The 17,482-nt window shown below is 66.3% G+C and carries 21 protein-coding genes and 1 pseudogene; 12 read left to right on the top strand and 10 right to left on the bottom strand.

From position 1 onward, the window contains the following. Window positions 1–74: 74 nt before the first annotated feature. Window positions 75–392, bottom strand: a complete 318-nt coding sequence (locus tag JOE57_RS02915; RefSeq protein ID WP_204916310.1) for a MerR family transcriptional regulator — start codon at window positions 390–392, stop codon at window positions 75–77. A gap of 133 nt (window positions 393–525) precedes the next feature. Here JOE57_RS02915 and JOE57_RS02910 point away from each other — a divergent pair, with 133 nt between their 5' ends. Continuing rightward, the gene (locus tag JOE57_RS02910) at window positions 526–948 is read left to right on the top strand and encodes an Hsp20/alpha crystallin family protein (protein ID WP_204916309.1); all 423 of its coding nucleotides are present in this window, start codon (window positions 526–528) and stop codon (window positions 946–948) included. A gap of 93 nt (window positions 949–1,041) precedes the next feature. Here JOE57_RS02910 and JOE57_RS02905 read toward each other — a convergent pair whose 3' ends face one another. Genes JOE57_RS02905 through JOE57_RS02895 form a run of 3 tightly spaced genes read right to left on the bottom strand, consistent with a single transcriptional unit; the run spans window position 1,042 to window position 2,590 of the window. Beyond that, window positions 1,042–1,938, bottom strand: coding sequence for a glucose 1-dehydrogenase (locus JOE57_RS02905; RefSeq protein ID WP_338041126.1), 897 nt, complete (start codon window positions 1,936–1,938; stop codon window positions 1,042–1,044). 53 nt (window positions 1,939–1,991) lie between these two features. Beyond that, the gene (locus JOE57_RS02900; protein ID WP_204916308.1) at window positions 1,992–2,270 is read right to left on the bottom strand and encodes a hypothetical protein; all 279 of its coding nucleotides are present in this window, start codon (window positions 2,268–2,270) and stop codon (window positions 1,992–1,994) included. Window positions 2,271–2,317: 47 nt separating this feature from the next. Further along, window positions 2,318–2,590 carry a DUF4235 domain-containing protein gene (locus JOE57_RS02895; protein ID WP_239578824.1) on the bottom strand — a complete coding sequence of 91 codons (273 nt, stop codon included), beginning with the start codon at window positions 2,588–2,590 and terminating at the stop codon, window positions 2,318–2,320. Between the two features lie 134 nt (window positions 2,591–2,724). On the opposite strand from JOE57_RS02895, the gene JOE57_RS02890 reads away from it, so the two are divergent. The 4 genes from JOE57_RS02890 to JOE57_RS02875 all read left to right on the top strand — a co-directional run bounded on the left by JOE57_RS02890 (window position 2,725) and on the right by JOE57_RS02875 (window position 7,396). Next, a complete protein-coding gene (locus JOE57_RS02890; RefSeq protein WP_204916306.1) occupies window positions 2,725–4,026 on the top strand; it encodes a cation:proton antiporter in 1,302 nt (433 codons plus the stop codon). Window positions 4,027–4,109: 83 nt separating this feature from the next. Next, window positions 4,110–5,540: a type 2 periplasmic-binding domain-containing protein gene (locus tag JOE57_RS02885; RefSeq protein ID WP_204916305.1), complete on the top strand. Its 1,431-nt coding sequence runs from the start codon at window positions 4,110–4,112 to the stop codon at window positions 5,538–5,540. A 15-nt stretch (window positions 5,541–5,555) separates the two neighbouring features. Continuing rightward, window positions 5,556–6,470 (top strand): carbohydrate ABC transporter permease, encoded by a 915-nt coding sequence (locus tag JOE57_RS02880; protein WP_204916304.1) that lies wholly within the window; start codon window positions 5,556–5,558, stop codon window positions 6,468–6,470. Further along, window positions 6,467–7,396: a carbohydrate ABC transporter permease gene (locus tag JOE57_RS02875; RefSeq protein ID WP_239578823.1), complete on the top strand. Its 930-nt coding sequence runs from the start codon at window positions 6,467–6,469 to the stop codon at window positions 7,394–7,396. Before JOE57_RS02880 ends, JOE57_RS02875 begins: the two co-directional genes overlap by 4 nt. Before the next feature lie 83 nt (window positions 7,397–7,479). On the opposite strand, the pseudogene JOE57_RS18485 reads toward JOE57_RS02875, so the two are convergent. Next, window positions 7,480–8,094, bottom strand: a pseudogene (locus JOE57_RS18485) (HAD family hydrolase); the annotation flags it as partial. 140 nt (window positions 8,095–8,234) lie between these two features. Between JOE57_RS18485 and JOE57_RS02870 the strand changes: the two are divergent. The 3 genes from JOE57_RS02870 to JOE57_RS02860 are packed head-to-tail and all read left to right on the top strand — an operon-like array spanning window position 8,235 to window position 10,034. After that, entirely contained in the window at window positions 8,235–8,633 is a 399-nt protein-coding gene (locus tag JOE57_RS02870; RefSeq protein ID WP_204916303.1) for a phage holin family protein, read from the top strand. After that, window positions 8,633–8,974, top strand: coding sequence for a DUF3618 domain-containing protein (locus JOE57_RS02865; protein ID WP_204916302.1), 342 nt, complete (start codon window positions 8,633–8,635; stop codon window positions 8,972–8,974). Before JOE57_RS02870 ends, JOE57_RS02865 begins: the two co-directional genes overlap by 1 nt. A gap of 46 nt (window positions 8,975–9,020) precedes the next feature. Beyond that, a complete protein-coding gene (locus JOE57_RS02860) occupies window positions 9,021–10,034 on the top strand; it encodes a YihY/virulence factor BrkB family protein (protein ID WP_204916301.1) in 1,014 nt (337 codons plus the stop codon). Between the two features lie 6 nt (window positions 10,035–10,040). Here the strand turns inward: JOE57_RS02860 and JOE57_RS02855 are convergent, their stop codons facing one another. After that, window positions 10,041–10,319, bottom strand: coding sequence for an SDR family oxidoreductase (locus tag JOE57_RS02855; protein WP_239578822.1), 279 nt, complete (start codon window positions 10,317–10,319; stop codon window positions 10,041–10,043). A gap of 126 nt (window positions 10,320–10,445) precedes the next feature. Here JOE57_RS02855 and JOE57_RS02850 point away from each other — a divergent pair, with 126 nt between their 5' ends. Further along, window positions 10,446–11,153 (top strand): GAF and ANTAR domain-containing protein, encoded by a 708-nt coding sequence (locus JOE57_RS02850; protein ID WP_204916299.1) that lies wholly within the window; start codon window positions 10,446–10,448, stop codon window positions 11,151–11,153. Here the strand turns inward: JOE57_RS02850 and JOE57_RS02845 are convergent. The 3 genes from JOE57_RS02845 to JOE57_RS02835 are packed head-to-tail and all read right to left on the bottom strand — an operon-like array spanning window position 11,102 to window position 15,074. Further along, a complete protein-coding gene (locus tag JOE57_RS02845; RefSeq protein ID WP_204916298.1) occupies window positions 11,102–12,892 on the bottom strand; it encodes a CDP-glycerol glycerophosphotransferase family protein in 1,791 nt (596 codons plus the stop codon). The two genes, JOE57_RS02850 and JOE57_RS02845, sit on opposite strands and share 52 nt — an antisense overlap. A 59-nt stretch (window positions 12,893–12,951) precedes the next feature. Then, entirely contained in the window at window positions 12,952–13,902 is a 951-nt protein-coding gene (locus JOE57_RS02840) for an SDR family NAD(P)-dependent oxidoreductase (protein ID WP_204916297.1), read from the bottom strand. Further along, on the bottom strand, window positions 13,899–15,074 hold the full coding sequence (locus JOE57_RS02835) for a zinc-dependent alcohol dehydrogenase (protein WP_204916296.1): 1,176 nt from the start codon (window positions 15,072–15,074) through the stop codon (window positions 13,899–13,901). The genes JOE57_RS02840 and JOE57_RS02835 overlap by 4 nt, the downstream gene beginning before the upstream one ends. 126 nt (window positions 15,075–15,200) lie before the next feature. Here JOE57_RS02835 and JOE57_RS02830 point away from each other — a divergent pair, with 126 nt between their 5' ends. After that, window positions 15,201–15,407 (top strand): hypothetical protein, encoded by a 207-nt coding sequence (locus tag JOE57_RS02830; protein WP_204916295.1) that lies wholly within the window; start codon window positions 15,201–15,203, stop codon window positions 15,405–15,407. Window positions 15,408–15,489: 82 nt separating this feature from the next. On the opposite strand, the gene JOE57_RS02825 is transcribed toward JOE57_RS02830, so the two are convergent. Next, window positions 15,490–15,861, bottom strand: coding sequence for a hypothetical protein (locus JOE57_RS02825; protein ID WP_204916294.1), 372 nt, complete (start codon window positions 15,859–15,861; stop codon window positions 15,490–15,492). Window positions 15,862–16,028: 167 nt separating this feature from the next. Between JOE57_RS02825 and JOE57_RS02820 the strand changes: the two genes are divergently transcribed. Both JOE57_RS02820 and JOE57_RS02815 read left to right on the top strand, forming a co-directional pair. Beyond that, window positions 16,029–16,277 (top strand): hypothetical protein, encoded by a 249-nt coding sequence (locus JOE57_RS02820; RefSeq protein WP_204916293.1) that lies wholly within the window; start codon window positions 16,029–16,031, stop codon window positions 16,275–16,277. A 176-nt stretch (window positions 16,278–16,453) separates the two neighbouring features. Next, window positions 16,454–17,467, top strand: a complete 1,014-nt coding sequence (locus tag JOE57_RS02815) for a DNA topoisomerase IB (RefSeq protein ID WP_338041125.1) — start codon at window positions 16,454–16,456, stop codon at window positions 17,465–17,467. Window positions 17,468–17,482 lie beyond the last annotated feature (15 nt).

Here is a 17,482-nt window from a genome sequence, read left to right as displayed (position 1 = left end):
CTTACGGTGATCGGGAGGCAGAGACTCTGATCCAGGTACCCACCGTCGGAGGGGGACAAACTGCGACCCGATGGTCAGGGCGTTGCGGGAGGCTCAGGGCGGCCGCTGGCCTTCGGCTCGGAGAGGGCGCGGAGGCGTCGGTTATCGTCCTCGAGATCGAGGACCATGGCGATCCCGGCGAGATTGAGGCCGTCGTCCAGCAGGCTGATGATCCGCTCCAGCCGCGAGATGTCGTCTCGGCTGTAGAGGCGAGTGCCGCCTGGTGTGCGACTGGGATCGAGCAGGCCGGCCTTCTCGTAGGCCCGCAGGTTCTGCACCCCGGTGCCGACCATGTTGGCGGCCACGGAGATCCCGAAGATGCCGGCGGACCGATCCGAGAAGTCGGCTGTCATCGGTCCTCCCTGATCTGTCTGCAGGGTCTTGCCCTGTCCTGTCGGCTTTGGTATATAAGAAGTGTAGCGGTCACCATAGAAAAGTGATGACCGTCCGCATCGACTTTTTGTCTACTTTCGGAGGTGAAACCCGATGTTGATGCGTACCGATCCGTTCCGGGAACTGGATCGACTGAGCCAACAGGTGTTCGGGACTTCTGCCCGTCCCGCCACCATGCCGATGGATGCCTGGCGCGAGGGTGACTCGTTTGTGGTCGAGTTCGACCTGCCCGGCGTCAGCGTCGACTCCATCGACCTCGACGTCGAACGCAACGTGCTCACCGTGCGCGCCGACCGCGCTCCCCGGGAGGGCATGAACGAGATGGTGGCCGCCGAGCGGCCGCGCGGGGTCTTCAGCCGTCAGCTGATCCTCGGTGACAACCTGGATCTGGACAAGATCAGCGCCAGCTACGCCGACGGCGTGCTGCGTCTTCGCATCCCGGTCGCCGAGAAGGCGAAGCCGCGGAAGATCTCCATCGAGACCCCCGACGCCGAACAGAAGGCGATCGTCGTCTGAGGACAGCCTTGGCGGGCGCTGGGCCACTGGAGAGAGCGGGGGCCGACGACAGTTCCGTCGGCCCCGCCATCTCCGGTTCAGGTCTGCTGGCAGCTAGGGGGTGGGCGAGCCACCGTTGACGTTGAGCGTCTCACCGGAGACATAGCTTGACTCCGGTGAGGCGAGAAAGACGAACGCCGGGGCCAGTTCGGCCGGTTGGCCGGGCCGGCCCAGCGGCGTGCTCTCGCCGAACTCCGGAAGTTCCTCCGGTGGTTGGCCGCCGGCTGTCTGCAACGGGGTCCAGATCGGTCCCGGCGCCACCACATTGACCCGGATGCCACGCGGGGCCAGTTGCTGAGCGAGTCCCTTGGAGAAGGCGTTGATCGACGCCTTGGTGGTGGCGTAGTCGAGCAGTCCCGGTGAGGGCTGGTAGGCCTGGATCGACGAGGTGTTGATGATCGTCGAGCCGGGCGTCAGGTGCGGGACCGCGGCCTTGCAGATCCAGAACATCGCATAGACATTGGTCTTGAAGGTCTCGTCGAACTGCTCCTCGGACAGATCCTCGAGCTTGTCCACGAACTGTTGCTTGGCGGCGTTGTTGACCACGATGTCCAGGCCGCCGAGCCCTTCCACTGCGGTGTCCACCAGCCGGCGGCAGTACTCCGGGTCGGTCACGTCACCGGGCACCGTCAGCGCCTTGCGTCCGGCGTCCTTGATCATCTCGACGATCCATCGGGCGTCCTCCTCCTCTTCCGGAAGGTAGGACAGGACGACGTCGGCGCCTTCGCGGGCGAAAGCGATGGCCACGGCCGCACCGATCCCCGAGTCCGCGCCGGTGATCAGCGCCTTCCGGCCGGTCAGACGTCCGGAACCGCGATAACTGTCCTCTCCGTGGTCTGCGTGTTCCTTCAGCCGGGAGTCGAGGCCGGGCCCTGCCTGCGACTGGGCGGTGGTGTCGATGTCGCTGTACTGCTGGGTGGGGTCTTGCATCGTGTACTGGTCGGGCGCCACTGCTGATCTCCTTGATCTCGTCGGCGGACTGCTCGATGAGGGTGATGGCTGGGTCAGGACGTGGGCTGGTCGGACTGCGTCGTGCCGTGCAGCTGGTCGGCGGCCTTCTTGATCACGTCACTCACCGGCGCCGGCATCTTGTCGGCGTTCCTGCGCACCTGGTCAGCCAGGTTGGCGATGTTGTCCTGCACCTTGGCCTGCACCTTGGGGTCATGGGCGACCGCGGAGGCCCGGCTCTTCAGCTCTTCGAAACGGGCGCGGCCGGCCCGGGTGCCCAGCACATAACCGATCGCAAGGCCGGCGCCGGTGGCGATGATGGTCCTCAGCTTCATGTCAACGTCCTTCGTCGTAGGGGGTCTTCTGCGTGCTTCCGACGGTCTCAGCTGCCCGGCCATTCACCGGTCAGGCGCTCGAAGCCCTTCGCGCCGAGGCGGTCGACCAGGGCCTTCACGGTGGCGAAGACGGCGCCCTGGATCGCGGCGGCGGCGATGATCTCGCCCAGACCGTACTCGGACTCGAGGGCGGCCGGGGCGTCGTCCTGGTGCGCGACGCGTCGCCACACCTGCTTGAACACGATGCCGGAGATGGCGCCCGCCACCAGTCCGGCCACCAGGCCGAACGGCCGGTAGGCCACTTTTGCTAGTTTGCTCATCATTCCTCACTGTCGGATCTCTTCACAACGCCACCCAGTCGGGCCCGGGCGAACCGTGCTGACAGTCACCCAGTTAACTCTTACCCATCCGGGTGCGCGCCAAGCACCCTCCGGAGAGGCAGCGACAGCAGCAGATGGTGGACCTTGCAGGGGCGTTCTACGCCGTGTTCGGGCTGGCCGCGTTGGCCGCCGCTCTGCTGCCGCGAGTGCTGGGGCGGGTGCCGATCTCGATGCCGATCGTCTTCTTCGGCGCCGGCCTGGCGGTGTTCGCTGCCTTTCCTTCGCTGCCGAGCCCCGACCCGCTCACCCATGCCGGCGGCACAGAGCACCTCACCGAGGCCTGCGTCCTGGTCTCGCTGATGGGTGCCGGGCTCGCCCTCGACCGGCCGTTCAGCTGGCGGGGCTGGCGAACCACCTGGCGGCTGCTGTCGGTGACCATGATCCTGTCGGTGCTGGCGATGGCTGTGCTGGGCTGGGCCGCGCTGGGCCTACCGGTGGCCGTTGCGTTGTTGTTGGCTGCCGCGCTGGCCCCCACCGACCCGGTGCTGGCCAGCGAGGTGCAGGTGGCAGAGCCGGCCGAGGACCCGGATCAGTCCGACGAGGACGAGGCGAGGTTCGCCCTCACCTCCGAGGCCGGGCTCAACGACGGTCTGGCGTTTCCGGTCGTCTTCGCAGCGATAGCGATCAGCCTGACGGGTGTCGCCCCGGCAGGATGGCTGCCGGAGTGGATCGTGCGGGATGTCCTGTGGCGGGTGGGCATCGCCGTTGTCGCGGGTCTGCTGGCCGGATGGTTGCTGCGCAAGCTGTTCTTCTCAGTGCCGTCCCAGCGCTTCCGGCTGGCCGAGCATGCCGAGGGCTTCGTGGCGCTGGCGGCGACCTTCCTGGCCTACGGGTTCACCCAGCTGGTCCATGGCTACGGGTTCCTGGCGGTCTTCGTCTGCGCCTGCACCATCAGGGCCGCCGAGCGATCCCACGGCTACCACCGTGTACTGCATGGTTTCGTCGAGCAGATCGAGCGGCTGCTCACGGTGCTGGTGGTGACCCTGCTGGGGGGAGCTGTCGCACGAGGGCTGTTGGCCGGCACCACCTGGCCCGAGGTTGCGGTCGCCGCCGCGTTCATCCTCGTCATCCGGCCGCTGACCGGCTGGGTCGCGCTGCTCCGCGGACGGACCGGCCCCCGGGAGCGAGCGGTCATCGCCTTCTTCGGCGTACGCGGGGTCGGATCGCTGTTCTATCTCGCCTTCGCACTCCAGCAAGGATCCTTCGCTGGGCATCAGGAACAGCTTTGGCGGCTGGTCACCTTGGTGGTCGGGGGTTCGATCCTCATCCACGGGGTTATGGCGACGCCGGTCATGTCGGTGCTGGACCGGCTACGGGCGCGGGCTGCCCGGGAACGTCACGGTGACGAGGACGCCGCGCCGATCACTCCGGTCTAGTGCGGCCAAGACCTGCATAGGAGTGCCGGATCGGGGTATCTGCTAGGAGGCTTCACTGCCACAGAGAACTCGAAGGAGCCTTGATGAGTCAGTCTTCGCGCGGGATAAACCTGACAGCTCAGCGGCGGCGTGCCAGCACCCGAGCCGTCCGATGGCTCACCGGGGTGGCGGTCGCCGCCCTGGCGCTGACGTCGTGCGCCACCGGGGCCTCAGATGCACCGCAGCCGAAGAACAGCGACTACGGCCCTGGAGCCGAGATGAAGGGGCAGCTGCAGATCCTCGGCTTTGGCACCGGCGACGAGATCGCCACCGCCCGTTACGACCTGGCGAAGAAGGCCATCGAGCCGGCGACCGTGAAGCTCGTCCAGGGTGATCTCGACGTACAGCAGTTCCTGTCCGCAGTCGCCTCAGGAAAGCCCCCTGCGCTGATCTACGCCAACCGTGACCAGATCGGCACCTTCGCCTCCAGGGGGGCCATCCTTCCACTGGACCAGTGCATCAAGGGTGAAGGTATCGCCACCGGTGACTTCGACAAGTCTGCCCTCGCCCAGGTCAGCCTCAACGGCAAGATCTACGGGATTCCCGAGTTCAACTCGGTGCAGATCACCCAGGCCAACGGCAAGCTGCTGAAGTCGGCCGGGTTGACCCTAGCCGACGTCAACGGCTCGAGCTGGGAGAAGGTGACGGCAGCGAACAAGAAGCTGACCAAGACCGAGAAGGGCAAGCTCAAGGTGATCGGCTACGACAGCAAGCTGCCGGAGTTCCTTCCCCTGTGGGCCAAGGCCAACGGTGCCGACCTGATCTCCGCCGACGGCAAGAAGGCCCAACTCAACGACCCGAAGGTGGTCGAGGCGCTGACCTTCGCAGTGGGCATCTACAACGACCAGGGTGGCTTCGGCAAGGTGAAGGCCTACCGTGACTCGGCTGACTTCTTCGGCAAGGGCAACCAGTTCGCGACCAACGTCCTCGGGGCGATGCCGATGGAGCAGTGGTATGTCAACGTCCTGAATGACGTGTCACCCAATGCACCGATGGCCTTCGACACCTTCAAGTCCAGAACCGGTGAGACCTTGGCGTTCAGCAGCGGGTCGGCGTGGGCGATCCCGAAGGGCAGCACCAGCGCCGCCGCTGCCTGCCGATTCGCCAAGACCATGACCGAGGTGGACACCTGGAAGGCGGCCGCCGAGGCTCGCGTCAAGTTGCGGAAGGCGGACAAGAAGCCGTTCACCGGCGTCCTCACCGGCAACACCAAGGCCGATGCGGAGATCAAAGCCATGGTGACGCCGTCCGGTGACGCGAAGTGGGATGCCGGTGTGGCCGCCGTCTACGAGGCGAAGGACCACACCTTCGCGCTCCCGGCCAACCCGGCCGATGCCGAGTTCAAGACCGCCTGGCAGGACGCGGTCAACCGGGTGCTCAACGGACAGCAACAGCCCCAAGCTGCCCTCGACCAGGCGCAGAAAGAGGCACAGGCCGCGCTGGACAAGGCCTGGTCGGAGTGGAAGGACAAGTAGTGTCGTGAGGATCAGATGAGACTGAAGTGGTCAGCGGCGGAGCGACGCGACACGCGCGCGGCCCTGCTCTTCATCAGCCCGTGGATCATCGGCTTCCTGGTGTTCACTCTCTGGCCGGTGATCTACAGCGCCTATCTGTCGTTGACCGACTACGACGTGATCAACGCACCCACGTTTGTGGGGCTGGACAACTACCGGCAGTTGCTGGGAGACCCGAAGATCCGGCTCTCGCTGTGGAACACGTTCTTCTACACGGTCATCCAGGTGCCGCTGCATGTGATTGTCTCCTTGGCCTTCGCGCTGTTGCTCAACCAGGCCGGGCGGGCTGTCGGGTTCTTTCGCACCGCCTTCTTCCTGCCCAAGATGACCCCTCCGGTGGCGGTCGGCATCCTGTTGCTGCTGCTGTTCAACGGACAGAGCGGGTTGATCAACACCGTGCTCGGCTGGTTCGGCATCAACGGACCGGCGTGGACGACTGATCCGCACTGGGTCAAGCCGGGCCTGATCCTGATGAGCCTGTGGTCAGTGGGCGCCTCTTGCATCATCTTTCTCGCGGCGCTGCGCAACGTGCCGACCGAGCTCTACGACTCAGCCCGGGTTGACGGGGCGAACTGGTGGCAGCAGACGACCCGGATCACGGTTCCGATGATCTCAGGCACTCTGTTCTTCATCTTCATTGTCAACTCCATAGCCGCGTTCCAGACCTTTTCCGAGGCCTACACGGCTTTCTTCGGTTCAGGCAACACCACCTACAGCAACGACGCCGCCCTGTTCTATGCCATCTACCTGTTCCAGCAGGCGTTCCAGTTCCTGCACATGGGCTATGCCTCAGCGATGGCCTGGGTGCTGTTCGTCATCATCTTGATCATCACCGTGATCCAGATGAGGGTGTCGAAGCGCTTCGTCTACCTGGAGGGGGAGCAGCGATGAGCTCTGAGACGGTCGACCGGGCGACCAGCGGCGTGGTGACGCCACCCCAGGCGGATGTGCTCACCTCGGACGTCTTGCGGCCCAGGCGGCGGCCGCGCAAGAAAGGCATCGGCCGGATCCTGGTGATGATGGCCCTGATGCTCAGCACCGTAGTGTTCGTCTACCCCTTCATCTGGCTCATCAGCGCATCGTTCAAGCCGCGCGGTGAGGTCTTCGACAACAGGTTGATCCCGCACACCTTCACCTTCGACAACTACCTGAACGTCTGGCAGGAGGCGCCGCTGGCGCTCTGGCTGTTGAACACCCTGCTGGTGACGGTGTTGGCGGCGCTGACAGTGACCATCTCCAGTGCCATGGTGGCGTGGGGCTTCGCCTACTTCCGATTCCCGCTGCGCGGCTTCCTGTTCACGCTGGTACTGGCCACCATGATGCTGCCAGGTGCGGTCACGATGGTGCCGACCTATCTGATCTGGAAGGCACTGGGGACGGTGGATACGCTGGTCCCGCTCTGGGCCGGAAACCTGTTCGGCTCGGCGTTCTACATCTTCCTGCTGCGGCAGTTCTTCCTCGGCCTGCCACGAGAGCTGTTCGAGGCGGCCAAGATCGATGGTGCCAACAACTGGGCGATCTTCTGGCGGATCGCCCTGCCGCTGTGCAGGCCGGCTGTGGTCGTCACCACCCTGTTCGAGTTTCAGGCAGCCTGGACAGATCTCATGCGGCCATTGATCTATCTGCAGAGCTCAGACAAGTTCACCGTGCCTCGAGGGTTGAAGGCACTGCTGGATCAGTACGGTTTTGGCGGCGAGTGGCACTGGGAGATCGTGGTGACGGCCAGTGTGATCACCACCATACCGATGATCATCTTGTTCTTCGTCGGGCAGCGACAGTTCGTCGAGGGCATTGCCACCACCGGAACGAAGGGTTGAGTGGCCGAGGAGCGTCTCAGCCCTGGTCGAGGTTGGCCAGCAGGGAGTCGTCCCAGTGGGTCCAGCAGATCAGCGGGATCATCGAAGATCTGGTCGGCGCCGGCCTCGCGCAGCTGTTGGCGCGAGATGCCGCCACAGGTGAGGGCGATGATCGCCACGCCGGCGTCGTGCGCAGACTGGATGTCCCACACGGTGTCGCCGACCGCGACCGTCCGGGCCGGGTCGAGGTTGTTCTTCTGCATAGCGGTGACCAGCAGGTCCGGCGCTGGCTTGGCCTGCTCGACGTCGCTGGACGTGGCCGAGCCGGCGAGGCCGTCCTCGGCACCGATGGCCGGCAGCATCCAGTCCAGGTCGGACTCCTTTCCACTGGTCGCCAGGACGACGGAGTATCCCCGGTCGGCGCAGGCTGACACCAGGTCGGCCGCGCGGTCGAAGGCGACCACCTGGTCTCGCAGCTTCTCATAGCGCTCCGAATGCGCAGCGATGGCGGCCTCACTCGGCTGCCCGACCAGCTTCTCCACCAGCTGCTCACTGGCGATGCCGATCGCCTGGTGCACCTCGGCCATGGTGACGCCGTGGTGACCGGCGTCACGCAGGCCCTGCCACCACGCCAGGACATGCAGATAGTTGGTGTCCAGCAGGGTACCGTCGACGTCGAAGAGGACGCCCGGTCGTCCTGAGGTCGGGCTTTGGGGCATCGGTTCTCCCTGGCTCGCGGTTCGGTCAGTGTTCGCGAGAGGCATTCTCTCGCCAGAAGTCACCCTACTGTCGGATACAGCCGCCTTCTCCGGGGTACAGGACGAGCGCCACCGCGGCAAGCCTTAAGGGAAGGAGATCGATGGCTGACAACACCACGGCATCCGTCTCGGAGCTCGTCACCCAGCTCTCCGAGCACACGTCTCGTCTGGTTCGCGACGAGATGAGACTGGCCAGAGCCGAGCTGAGGGAGACCGGAAAGCACGCCGGCAAGGGCCTCGGGTTGTTCAGCGGTGCTGGCCTGTTCGCCTTCTTCGGCGTCGCGACGCTGGTGACGGCGGCAGTCCTCGCGCTGAGCCTCGTTCTCCCGGGTTGGGCGGCTGCCCTGATCGTCACCGCCGTCCTCTTCCTGGTCGCGGGGGCCGCGGCCCTCGCCGGTAAGAAGGAGGTACAGGAGGCGCAGCCCATCCCGGAACACACAGTGGACAACGTCAGACGCGATGTGCAGGAGATCAAGTCGTCGGGCAAGAGGAGCAACTGATGAGCGAACACCCCAGTCGCCCGGCCCACCCGGGCGACAATGACCAGGTTGCGGACATCGAAGCCGATCTGGCCCGATCCCGTCAGGAGCTCGGCGACACTGTCGAGGCTCTCGCGGCGAAGTTGGACGTGAAGGAACAAGCCCGCAGGAAAGCAGCCGATCTCAAGACGGCCGGGGTCGACAAGATCCACCGGGCCCAGCACAAGGTGACCGAGACCCAGCAACGAATCCAGAGCAGTGACATCGCGGCCAAGACGAGGAGCCGCACAGCTCTCTATGCGGGTATCACAGCCGCAGCAGTGGCCGGCGTCGTCTTGTTGATCATCCAGCGCCGGCGCTGAACCGCCCACCCTTTCCGTACCACCAGTGGAGAAGGAGTATCCGGCCATGGCCGCAGAAGAGACGCTCACCAAGAGTTCCCACCCGAAGACTTCGAACAGCAAGGCCGGTCCCGGTGACGTACCGGGAGGACAAGCCGAGAAGCCCAGCCAGATACCCGCCCGAGGGTGGCTTCAGGTGGTGAAGCGCGGCTGGAGGGAGGCCAAGAGCGACCAGGTGCCGTTGCTGGCTGCCGGTGTCGCGTTCTACGGCTTCTTGTCGCTGTTCCCGGCCATGATCGCCCTGGTGCTCGTGGTCGGGCTCGTCGCCGATCCGGCCACCATCGCCGACAAGGTGGGCTCACTGATGAGTGCGATGCCTGGCCCGGCGCGCGACCTGGTCACCCAGCAGCTGCAGTCGCTGACGTCCAGTGGGCAACAGTCGTTGGGGATCGGACTGGTGGTCTCGATCCTGTTGGCGTTCTGGAGCGCCTCCGGCGGGGTCAGCAACCTGGTGACGGCGATCAACGCGGCCTACGACGAGAACGAGGACCGAGGCTTTGTGAAGAAGCGGGCCCTGGCTCTCGGCCTGACGGTGGCGGCCATCGTCTTCATGACGGTGATGATCATCCTGGTGGCGGTCGTCCCAGCAGTCCTGGAGAACCTGGTCGGCGGTGGCCCGCTGCGCTGGCTGCTCGAGGCAGCGCGCTGGCTCCTGCTGCTGGTCTGCGTTGTGGTGGCCCTGGCAGTTCTTTATCGGGTGTCGCCAGATCGCGATGCACCGAAGATGCGCTGGGTGTCCACCGGAGCGGTGGCGGCGGCGGTCCTCTGGCTGATCGCCTCGGTCGGCTTCTCCGTCTACGTGTCAAGCTTCGGCAACTACGCCAAGACCTACGGTGCGTTCGCCGGAGTGATCATCTTGTTGCTGTGGTTGTGGATCACCTCCTATGCAGTGCTGCTCGGGGCGGAGATCAACGCAGAGTCCGAGGAACAGACCGTGGCGGACACCACTCGGGGTGCCCCGGAACCGCTCGGTCAGCGGGGTGCCGTGAAGGCAGACTCCACCCCCGTGGACGAACGCTGAGCTTGCTCAGGCCTGGCGCCAGTCGTCACTGGTGATATGCGAGCCACCCTGCGGGCCCATCTGCAGCATTCCGCCGTCCACCGCCCATGAGGCGCCGGTGACATAACCGGCGTCCGGTGAGGACAAGAACGCGATCACCGCAGCGACCTCGCGCGCGTCGCCGGGGCGACCCAGTGCACTCCAGGTCGATGCTCCTGACGGGGATCCTCGTTCGGCCTGCTGCATACACAAGAACGCACCATCCAGGTCGACCGCGACGGTGTGCCGCCATTGGTCGAGCGTCATGTGGTTTGGCATTCTTACCCGATCGCCTTCGCAGCAAACCTGCTGGCAGATGACGCGGCTCAGCGGAGGGAGGCTGAATCGTTTCGGGAGCGTACTGTTCGAAGTACAGGCCCGAGGAGGGTTGATATGGACGGTCGCGAGTGGGAACGTCTGTCGAGCTTCGCGACCATCAGTCGCGAACTGTTGGCCGAGCCAGAGGAGGACCTCACTCTGGAGCGGATCGTGAAGCTCGCGGTCGAAGCCGTGCCCGGCTGTGACTTCTGCGGCATCTCGCTACGGCGTGGGCAGGGCAAGGTGGAGACGCCGGCGTCGACTGCGAGCGTCGTCGACGAGTCCGACGCCCTGCAGTACGAGTTCAACGAGGGGCCGTGCCTGGACGCGATCTGGGAGGGGGACACCTACGTCGTCCAGGATCTTCGCACGGACCCACGGTGGCCGCGCTGGGCACCCAAGGCGGCCGCGCTGGGATTCGGCTCGATCCTCAGTGTCCGGGTCGTCGCCACCGCCGACACCCGGGGCGGCTTGAACCTCTACGCTGCTCGCCCGCACGCGTTCGACGCCGACGACGTGGACATGGCGCACCTGTTCGCGAGCTACGCCGCTTCGGCCCTAGAGGCTTCCCAGCTGGTGACCGGGCTGCGTCGGGCTCTCGAGACCAGGCTGGAGATCGGGGTCGCCCAGGGGATGCTGTTGCAGCGGTACGGACTGTCGTTGCCGAACTCCTTTGCGCTTCTGCGCCGGCACTCGCAGCTGCGCAACATCAAACTGCGGGAGGTGGCTCATCAGATCGTCGCAGCGGGTCCGATTCCCGACTGTCCCGACGGGGACGACTGACGCCCGTCGACGATGGCACCGGCGATCCGCAGGAACTGATCCGCTGCGTGCGGCCCCACCTGCTCGCCCAGGCAGTACGTACGATAGGCGAGCCGGGCCGAGGCGAGAGTGTCGTCGCCGTGCAGCTGGTCCAGCACGGAGGGCAGCGTGCTGAGGTCCTTCTCGATCACGTAGGCGACGCGTGCCAGCGGGAACTCCTCGCGGAATGTCTCGCCCCCGCCCAGGACGGCGACCATGGCGAACGGCTTGCCGGAAGCCAGATAGTCCGAGGCGATCGACGACACGTCGGTGATCAGCGCGTCGGAGGCGTTGAAACAGGCGGCCACGTCCCACTCCTTCTCCGCCTGCTGCCCCCAGACGTGGTTGCGGACGTTACCGGCCGTCACGCTGGCCGCGCGGTCATCCTCGAGCAGCTGCTGGATCGTCCGGATCCGCCGGGCATCCTCGGCGTCGGAGTAGCTGACCGGGTGCGGCCTGAAGATGACGCTCGAGCCGCGCTCCAGCACGGCGCGGACGATCTGCTCGCCGAGCGGCAGCGACGAGTAGTTGGTGCTGGGCCGGCCACCCTTCCAGGTCGGGGCGTAGAGCACGGTGCGCGGTGCGCGAGCCGGCAGCGGGTGGTCAAGGGTCTCGATGTTCTCCACCTGAGGCCGACCCACAATGGCGAACCGGTCAGCTGGCACGTCGATGCCGTGGTTGGCATAGCGCTCGATGCCGAGCTGCCCGGAGACGAACAGCTTGTCGTAGGTGGCATGCCGTGGGTGGAAGTTCGCCTGCTTGTCCGAATCGCCGTGGTTGAGCCAGACGTGAGTCAGCTGCCGGTAACGCTGGAAGGTCTGGTTCGCCGGGCTGCCCTGGACATAGAAGGCGGCCTTCATCGAGGGAACCACCATGGCGTCGAGGCTGACCGAGACGGCAGTCGGCTTGGGGATCAGGATGGGAGCCGAGGTCAGCTCACGGATCGTGGGCACGGTCTCGGGCTCGCGCGTGATGACGATGAACGGTCGATCGAGCCGTTCGAGATAGGGCAGCCACATCCCGAGCTGGTATCTCGCACCGGTCTTGGCCGCGTAGTAGACAGCGAACGCGGGCTGCAGCCTCTCCAACGCCGGCCGGACTCCACGCTCGGCCTTCCTGCCGACCACGTTGGCCCGGACCGCAGACTCGACCGCCAGCCCCGCCAGCACGGCCGTCACCAGAACGGCTGCGAGGTAGAGCCAGGCGGGTGCTGCCGCGACAGCCAGAACGCCACCGAGGGTGATGGTGGCGAACGATGCCGTCGTCAGCCAACCCGGGTGGAAGCGGGGGCGCGGCACCGCCGGCACCCCCGGCAGCCCGTCGACCACCTGCCTGGTGGTGCCCAGCATTGTCTTGAGCATCGGTTCGCTGAGGGTCACCACCATGGCCGTGGCCGTGGCCGTCCAGACCCAACCCGGTTCGCCGGGGCGTCGCAAGGCATAGCCCGCGCCCACAGCAAGCAGCAGCAGGGTTCGCACACTGACGAAGTAGCCGAGCAGGTTTCCTCCGGTGGGTCTGATCACCGCCCGCCGTCGACGCCACACGATGGTTGCCAGGCTGGCCAATGCGGCGGCCATCCCCACCAGCCGCAACGGAGTTCCGGTGGCCGCCAGGAGGAGGCAGACGCCCGCCACCGCTCCGACGTTCACCAGGTTCTTGAAGGCGAAGTCTGAGAGTTCCTGCCGGGCCGCACGCATCAAGGTGCGGATTCGGTTCACCATGTGCGCAGGGTATCCAGGTCTGTACGCCTCCGACGGGTCCGACCCGGTGCGGTGGGCGACTACTCCGCGGCCTCAGCCTGGTTGAGCCGGGCTGCCGCGCGCCGTCCGAGCGCGGTCAGGGCGCGCACGACGGGGGAGCTCAGCCGGCGTTCCGCTGCCCAGCCGGGCACCGTACCGGTGTCGACCGCCTCACCTGGTGGGCGTGGCAGCAGTCTCTTCGCCAGCCCGAGTACACCCGTCACCAAGCCCGGCGAGAGACCGTTGAGCCGGACCGCGACCTTCGCCGCCGGCGTCAGGATGACCGTCGGCCTGCCGGCCAGCACCTTGCGGACGATGATCCTGGCCGCCCGCTGGGAACTGATCGACAGCAATGGCAGCGAGGCCGCCGGCGCGAACCAGGCGTACTCCAGCGCCGCCTGCCCACCGAACTGTGCACGCTGCTGCGAGCCGGTGCGCATCAGGCCCGGGATGACCGTGGTGACCGAGATCCCCGAACCGGCCAGTTCCGCGCGCAGGCCCTGGGAGAAGCCGACCGCACCGAACTTCGCCGTGCTGTACGGCAGCAGGTGCGGAACGCTGACGACGCCGCCGATGGAGGTGATGATGCCGATGTTGCCCCGGCCGCGACGGCGCATCGCCGGCAGGGTGGCCCGGACCACATTGATCGGTCCCCAGAGCATGGTGTTGATGCTCTGTTCGAAGTCCTCAACCGAGGTGGAGAGATAGGGCGCCACCTGGATCACGCCCGCCACGCACAGCACGGTCTCGATCGGGCCGACGGTGCGCTCCACCTCCGCGGCAAGGTCCGCAACCGCCTCCCGGTCGGACACGTCGCAGACTCGGGTCTCGGCGGCAATCCCTGCCGCGGCCAGCCAGTCCCGGGCGCGGTCCAGCTCGTCGGCGGAGCGGGCGCACACCACTACCTGGCTGCCGGACCGACCCAGCTCGGCCGCGAGCTCCAGTCCGAGTCCGCGAGAGCCACCCGCGACCAGCGCCACCGGCACGCTCACGGCTTGAGCAGCACCTTGATGCAGCCGTCCGCCTTACGCTGGAAGAGGTCATAGCCCTTCGGTGCATCATCGAGGGTCAGACGGTGGGTGGCAAGGTCGGTGAGTCCAAAGGGGTCGTCCTCGCGCTCGACGTAGGGCAGCAGGTCCTCGGTCCAGCGCCGGACGTTGCACTGTCCCATGCGCAGCTGGAGCTGCTTGTCGAACATGGTCATCAAGGGGAGCGGGTCGGCCTGTCCGCCGTAAACGCCGCTGATCGACAGGGTGCCTCCTCGCCGCACCGCCTGGATACCGAGCTGGATTGCGGCAAGGCGATCCAGGCCGGCTGTGGTCATGGCCTTTTCGGCGACCTTGTCCGGCAGCAGAGCGGTCGCCTTGTGGGCGAACGCGGCCACGGGCGACCCGTGCGCCTCCATGCCCACAGCGTCGATCACCGCGTCCGGACCGCGTCCGCTGGTCATGGCCTGGAGCTGCTCGGCGACGTCGTCATCGAGGTCCAAGGTGCTGACCCCGTGCCGTTCGGCCATCTGCCGACGCTCGGCGACCGGCTCGACGCCGATGACCTGCAGTCCGAGAACGGTGCCGATCCGGCTGGCGAGCTGTCCGACAGGTCCCAAGCCCAGTACGGCGAGCGAACCACCCTGCTCGACGTCGGCATACTTCACCGCCTGCCAGGCGGTCGGCAGGATGTCGGACAGGTACAGGTACTGCTCGTCCAGGAAGTCGCCCTCGACCTTGATCGGGCCGTAGTCCGCGAACGGCACGCGCAGCAGTTCCGCCTGGCCGCCGGGCACCGACCCGTACAGCTTGGAGTAGCCGAAAAGAGCGGCCCCGGACCCGTACTCGTGCACCTGGGTGGTCTCACACTGCGACTGCAGGCCCTGGCGACACATGTAGCAGTCGCCACAGGAGATGTTGAACGGGACGACGACGCGGTCGCCCACCTGCAGCCGCGTGACCGCCGAGCCGACGGCCTCGACGACGCCCATGGACTCATGGCCGACCACGTCACCCTTGGTCATGAACGGGCCGAGCACCTCATAGAGATGCAGGTCCGACCCGCAGATAGCGGTGGTGGTGATCCGGATGATCGCATCGGTGTCCTGCTGGATCGTCGGGTCGTCGACATCGGTGGTGACCATTGATCGACGTCCCTGCCAGGTTACGGCCTTCATCAGCTCGGTCTTCCTCTCAGAACGGGGGATAGCAGTTCAGGTACCCGCTGCCCGCCAGCGCAAACCCGTTCGGGGTAGGCCAGGTCGGTGTAGGTTGTGGACGCAGACGAGGTGAGGGAGATCAAGATGACCGAGCAGCAGCACCCGAACGAGCCCCAGGTGGAGGACGAGCCCCGCGGGCAGACCCGGAGCGGACCACGGCATGAAGCCGCTCAGGAGTCCCTTCACGAGGCGCAGCAGTCCGAGCCCCAAGCCCCGGACACCGAGCAGGAGAAGGGCGACGGTGTCGAGGCGGCCCGTCGGAAGACCGATCCCGCGGACGGGCCGGCCTGAAACCTGAAGGGCGTGAAACACGGGGGGACTGAACCACTGATGGCCTCAACGCCTCGTGGACCTGAACGCCAGCGAGGAACAGTCAGTCGTCGCGCTCCCAGGGAGCCTGGTCGCCCATCTTCTTGTAGTAGCGGGCCAGATGGTTCTTCACTCGCTGGATGTCCTTGGTGGGGAGGTCGACGCCACCCCTGGACCCCTGCATCACAGCGCCGGCAGCCATCACCCCACGGGGAACGGCCACCAGTTCCGAGTTGATCACGTCGCAGATGAGCAGCTTGTAGCTGCTGAAGTTGTCCTTTGCCTCAGCGTCATACCAGATATGGGCATCGCGATACTGGGCGTTTGGCCCGTCCTCTGCGTGAGCCCACGCGCGCACCCGTTTCTCGGCCGCGCTGCCGTCCCACTCTCGATCACGGTCCGCCAGTTTCAGGTCTTGGAAGTGTGTGACTGCCATCTCTCCTCCTTCTCTTCTTCTGCTCCTCCTTCACAGACTGCAGTACCCGTGGGTCTGGGCGGCAAACGCCATCCTTGACGCGGCAGAGGGACGAGCGCAGAATGATGAATGCCTCAAGGAGCGGGGCCCCTGCTGGCTAAGCCTGAGGATCCTCGGAGGTTCCCATCATGTCAGATGTCACCGAACTCACCGTCCGAGAACTGATCATCGAGCTGGACCGGATCGAGCAGACGATCAGGGTGACCAACACCTTCGCCCCGGTGGCCGAGAGCCCCGGCAGCGACCGCGTCGTCATCAACGTCGACTTGGTCGCCTTGGCCGAGCGGGAGCAGGAGATCACCGCGGAGCTCGCCCGCAGACGAACCACCCTGCGCGAATGGGCGGCGCACCGTCTGGTGGACCAAGCCCGCGCCTGACGGCCGTTTGACGGGCCGATGGTTGGTAACCGCCCCCTACTGGGTAAGGGGAGGGTGAGGGATGCGTGGTTGCCCGGGCGATCAGGTGTTCTAGGCCTCGGTGTTCAACACGGCAGCACCGGGGCCGTCCCTCCCCTGACCCGGATGGCTGGGTCGGCGTCGATGCTCGAGGATGGGTGAGGTTGCCACGACTGCGGATGGTCTCCAGTGCGGAGCCGGGCTGGCGTCGGCGGCGGAGCGGTCGGGGTTTCAGCTTCGTCGACCAGCACGGCAACCGGTTGAGCGACGAGGATGCCGAACGCTGCCGGCTGCTGGTCATCCCACCGGCGTGGGAGGACGTCTGGATCTGTCCCCGACCCAACGGACATCTGCAGGCGGTGGGGACGGACGCCGCTGGGCGCCGGCAGTACCTCTACCACGAGGAGTGGCGGCGGCGCAGGGACGAGGCCAAACATGATCGGGTGCTTCAGGTGGCCCGTCGGCTGCCCAGGGCGCGCCGGGTGGCGGAGGTCCATCTGCGGCAGGACGGGATGCCCTACGAACGGGTGTTGGCAACTGCCTTTCGTCTCCTCGACCTCGGCCTGTTCCGCGTTGGTGGGGAGAGCTACGCCGAACAGAACGGCAGCTTCGGATTGGCCACGCTGCGCAAGCAGCACGTTGACCTGGAGCCCGGCAGGGCGGTCTTCGACTTCCCAGCCAAGTCCGGCCAGCAGCAGTTCATCGAGGTCACCGACGAGGCGGCGCTCGAGGCCATCAGGGCACTGCGGCGCCGTCGCGGCGGGGGTGCGGAGCTGTTGGCCTTCCGGGATGGCGGCCGCTGGCGCGACGTCACGTCGGCCGACATCAACACCTACATCAAGGATGTCGTCGGCGACGAGTTCTCGGCCAAGGACTTCCGCACCTGGCACGCGACGGTCATCGCCGCTGTGTTGCTGGCGCACGCGAACGACGCCGCAGCGTCAGCGTCGGCGCGCCGGCGGGCAGTGCCCTCGATCATGCGGCAGGTCGCCGACCAGTTGGGAAACACCCCTGCTGTGGTGCGATCGTCGTATGTCGATCACCGCGTCGTCGACCTGTACCACCAAGGCGTGACCATTGCGCCGAAGTTCGCCGGGCCGGTGGGGGCCGCCAGCGTCGACCTGGAGACCAGAGTGCGCGCGGAACGGCCGGTGCTGAAGCTGCTCTCCTGACCACCGTAGCAATCC

The sequence above is a fragment of the Microlunatus panaciterrae genome, assembly GCF_016907535.1.
Lineage (GTDB): Bacteria > Actinomycetota > Actinomycetes > Propionibacteriales > Propionibacteriaceae > Microlunatus > Microlunatus panaciterrae.
This window is presented reverse-complemented; position numbering and strand designations above follow the sequence as displayed.

What these genes read in the sequence shown, in the direction of transcription:
- JOE57_RS02915 (WP_204916310.1), bottom strand. Translation starts at nt 392, where the DNA reads ATGACAGCCGACTTCTCGGATCGGTCCGCCGGCATCTTCGGGATCTCC.
- JOE57_RS02910 (WP_204916309.1), top strand. Translation starts at nt 526, where the DNA reads ATGTTGATGCGTACCGATCCGTTCCGGGAACTGGATCGACTGAGCCAA.
- JOE57_RS02900 (WP_204916308.1), bottom strand. Translation starts at nt 2,270, where the DNA reads ATGAAGCTGAGGACCATCATCGCCACCGGCGCCGGCCTTGCGATCGGT.
- JOE57_RS02895 (WP_239578824.1), bottom strand. Translation starts at nt 2,590, where the DNA reads ATGAGCAAACTAGCAAAAGTGGCCTACCGGCCGTTCGGCCTGGTGGCC.
- JOE57_RS02890 (WP_204916306.1), top strand. Translation starts at nt 2,725, where the DNA reads ATGGTGGACCTTGCAGGGGCGTTCTACGCCGTGTTCGGGCTGGCCGCG.
- JOE57_RS02885 (WP_204916305.1), top strand. Translation starts at nt 4,110, where the DNA reads ATGAGTCAGTCTTCGCGCGGGATAAACCTGACAGCTCAGCGGCGGCGT.
- JOE57_RS02880 (WP_204916304.1), top strand. Translation starts at nt 5,556, where the DNA reads ATGAGACTGAAGTGGTCAGCGGCGGAGCGACGCGACACGCGCGCGGCC.
- JOE57_RS02875 (WP_239578823.1), top strand. Translation starts at nt 6,467, where the DNA reads ATGAGCTCTGAGACGGTCGACCGGGCGACCAGCGGCGTGGTGACGCCA.
- JOE57_RS02870 (WP_204916303.1), top strand. Translation starts at nt 8,235, where the DNA reads ATGGCTGACAACACCACGGCATCCGTCTCGGAGCTCGTCACCCAGCTC.
- JOE57_RS02865 (WP_204916302.1), top strand. Translation starts at nt 8,633, where the DNA reads ATGAGCGAACACCCCAGTCGCCCGGCCCACCCGGGCGACAATGACCAG.
- JOE57_RS02860 (WP_204916301.1), top strand. Translation starts at nt 9,021, where the DNA reads ATGGCCGCAGAAGAGACGCTCACCAAGAGTTCCCACCCGAAGACTTCG.
- JOE57_RS02855 (WP_239578822.1), bottom strand. Translation starts at nt 10,319, where the DNA reads ATGACGCTCGACCAATGGCGGCACACCGTCGCGGTCGACCTGGATGGT.
- JOE57_RS02850 (WP_204916299.1), top strand. Translation starts at nt 10,446, where the DNA reads ATGGACGGTCGCGAGTGGGAACGTCTGTCGAGCTTCGCGACCATCAGT.
- JOE57_RS02845 (WP_204916298.1), bottom strand. Translation starts at nt 12,892, where the DNA reads ATGGTGAACCGAATCCGCACCTTGATGCGTGCGGCCCGGCAGGAACTC.
- JOE57_RS02835 (WP_204916296.1), bottom strand. Translation starts at nt 15,074, where the DNA reads ATGAAGGCCGTAACCTGGCAGGGACGTCGATCAATGGTCACCACCGAT.
- JOE57_RS02830 (WP_204916295.1), top strand. Translation starts at nt 15,201, where the DNA reads ATGACCGAGCAGCAGCACCCGAACGAGCCCCAGGTGGAGGACGAGCCC.
- JOE57_RS02825 (WP_204916294.1), bottom strand. Translation starts at nt 15,861, where the DNA reads ATGGCAGTCACACACTTCCAAGACCTGAAACTGGCGGACCGTGATCGA.
- JOE57_RS02820 (WP_204916293.1), top strand. Translation starts at nt 16,029, where the DNA reads ATGTCAGATGTCACCGAACTCACCGTCCGAGAACTGATCATCGAGCTG.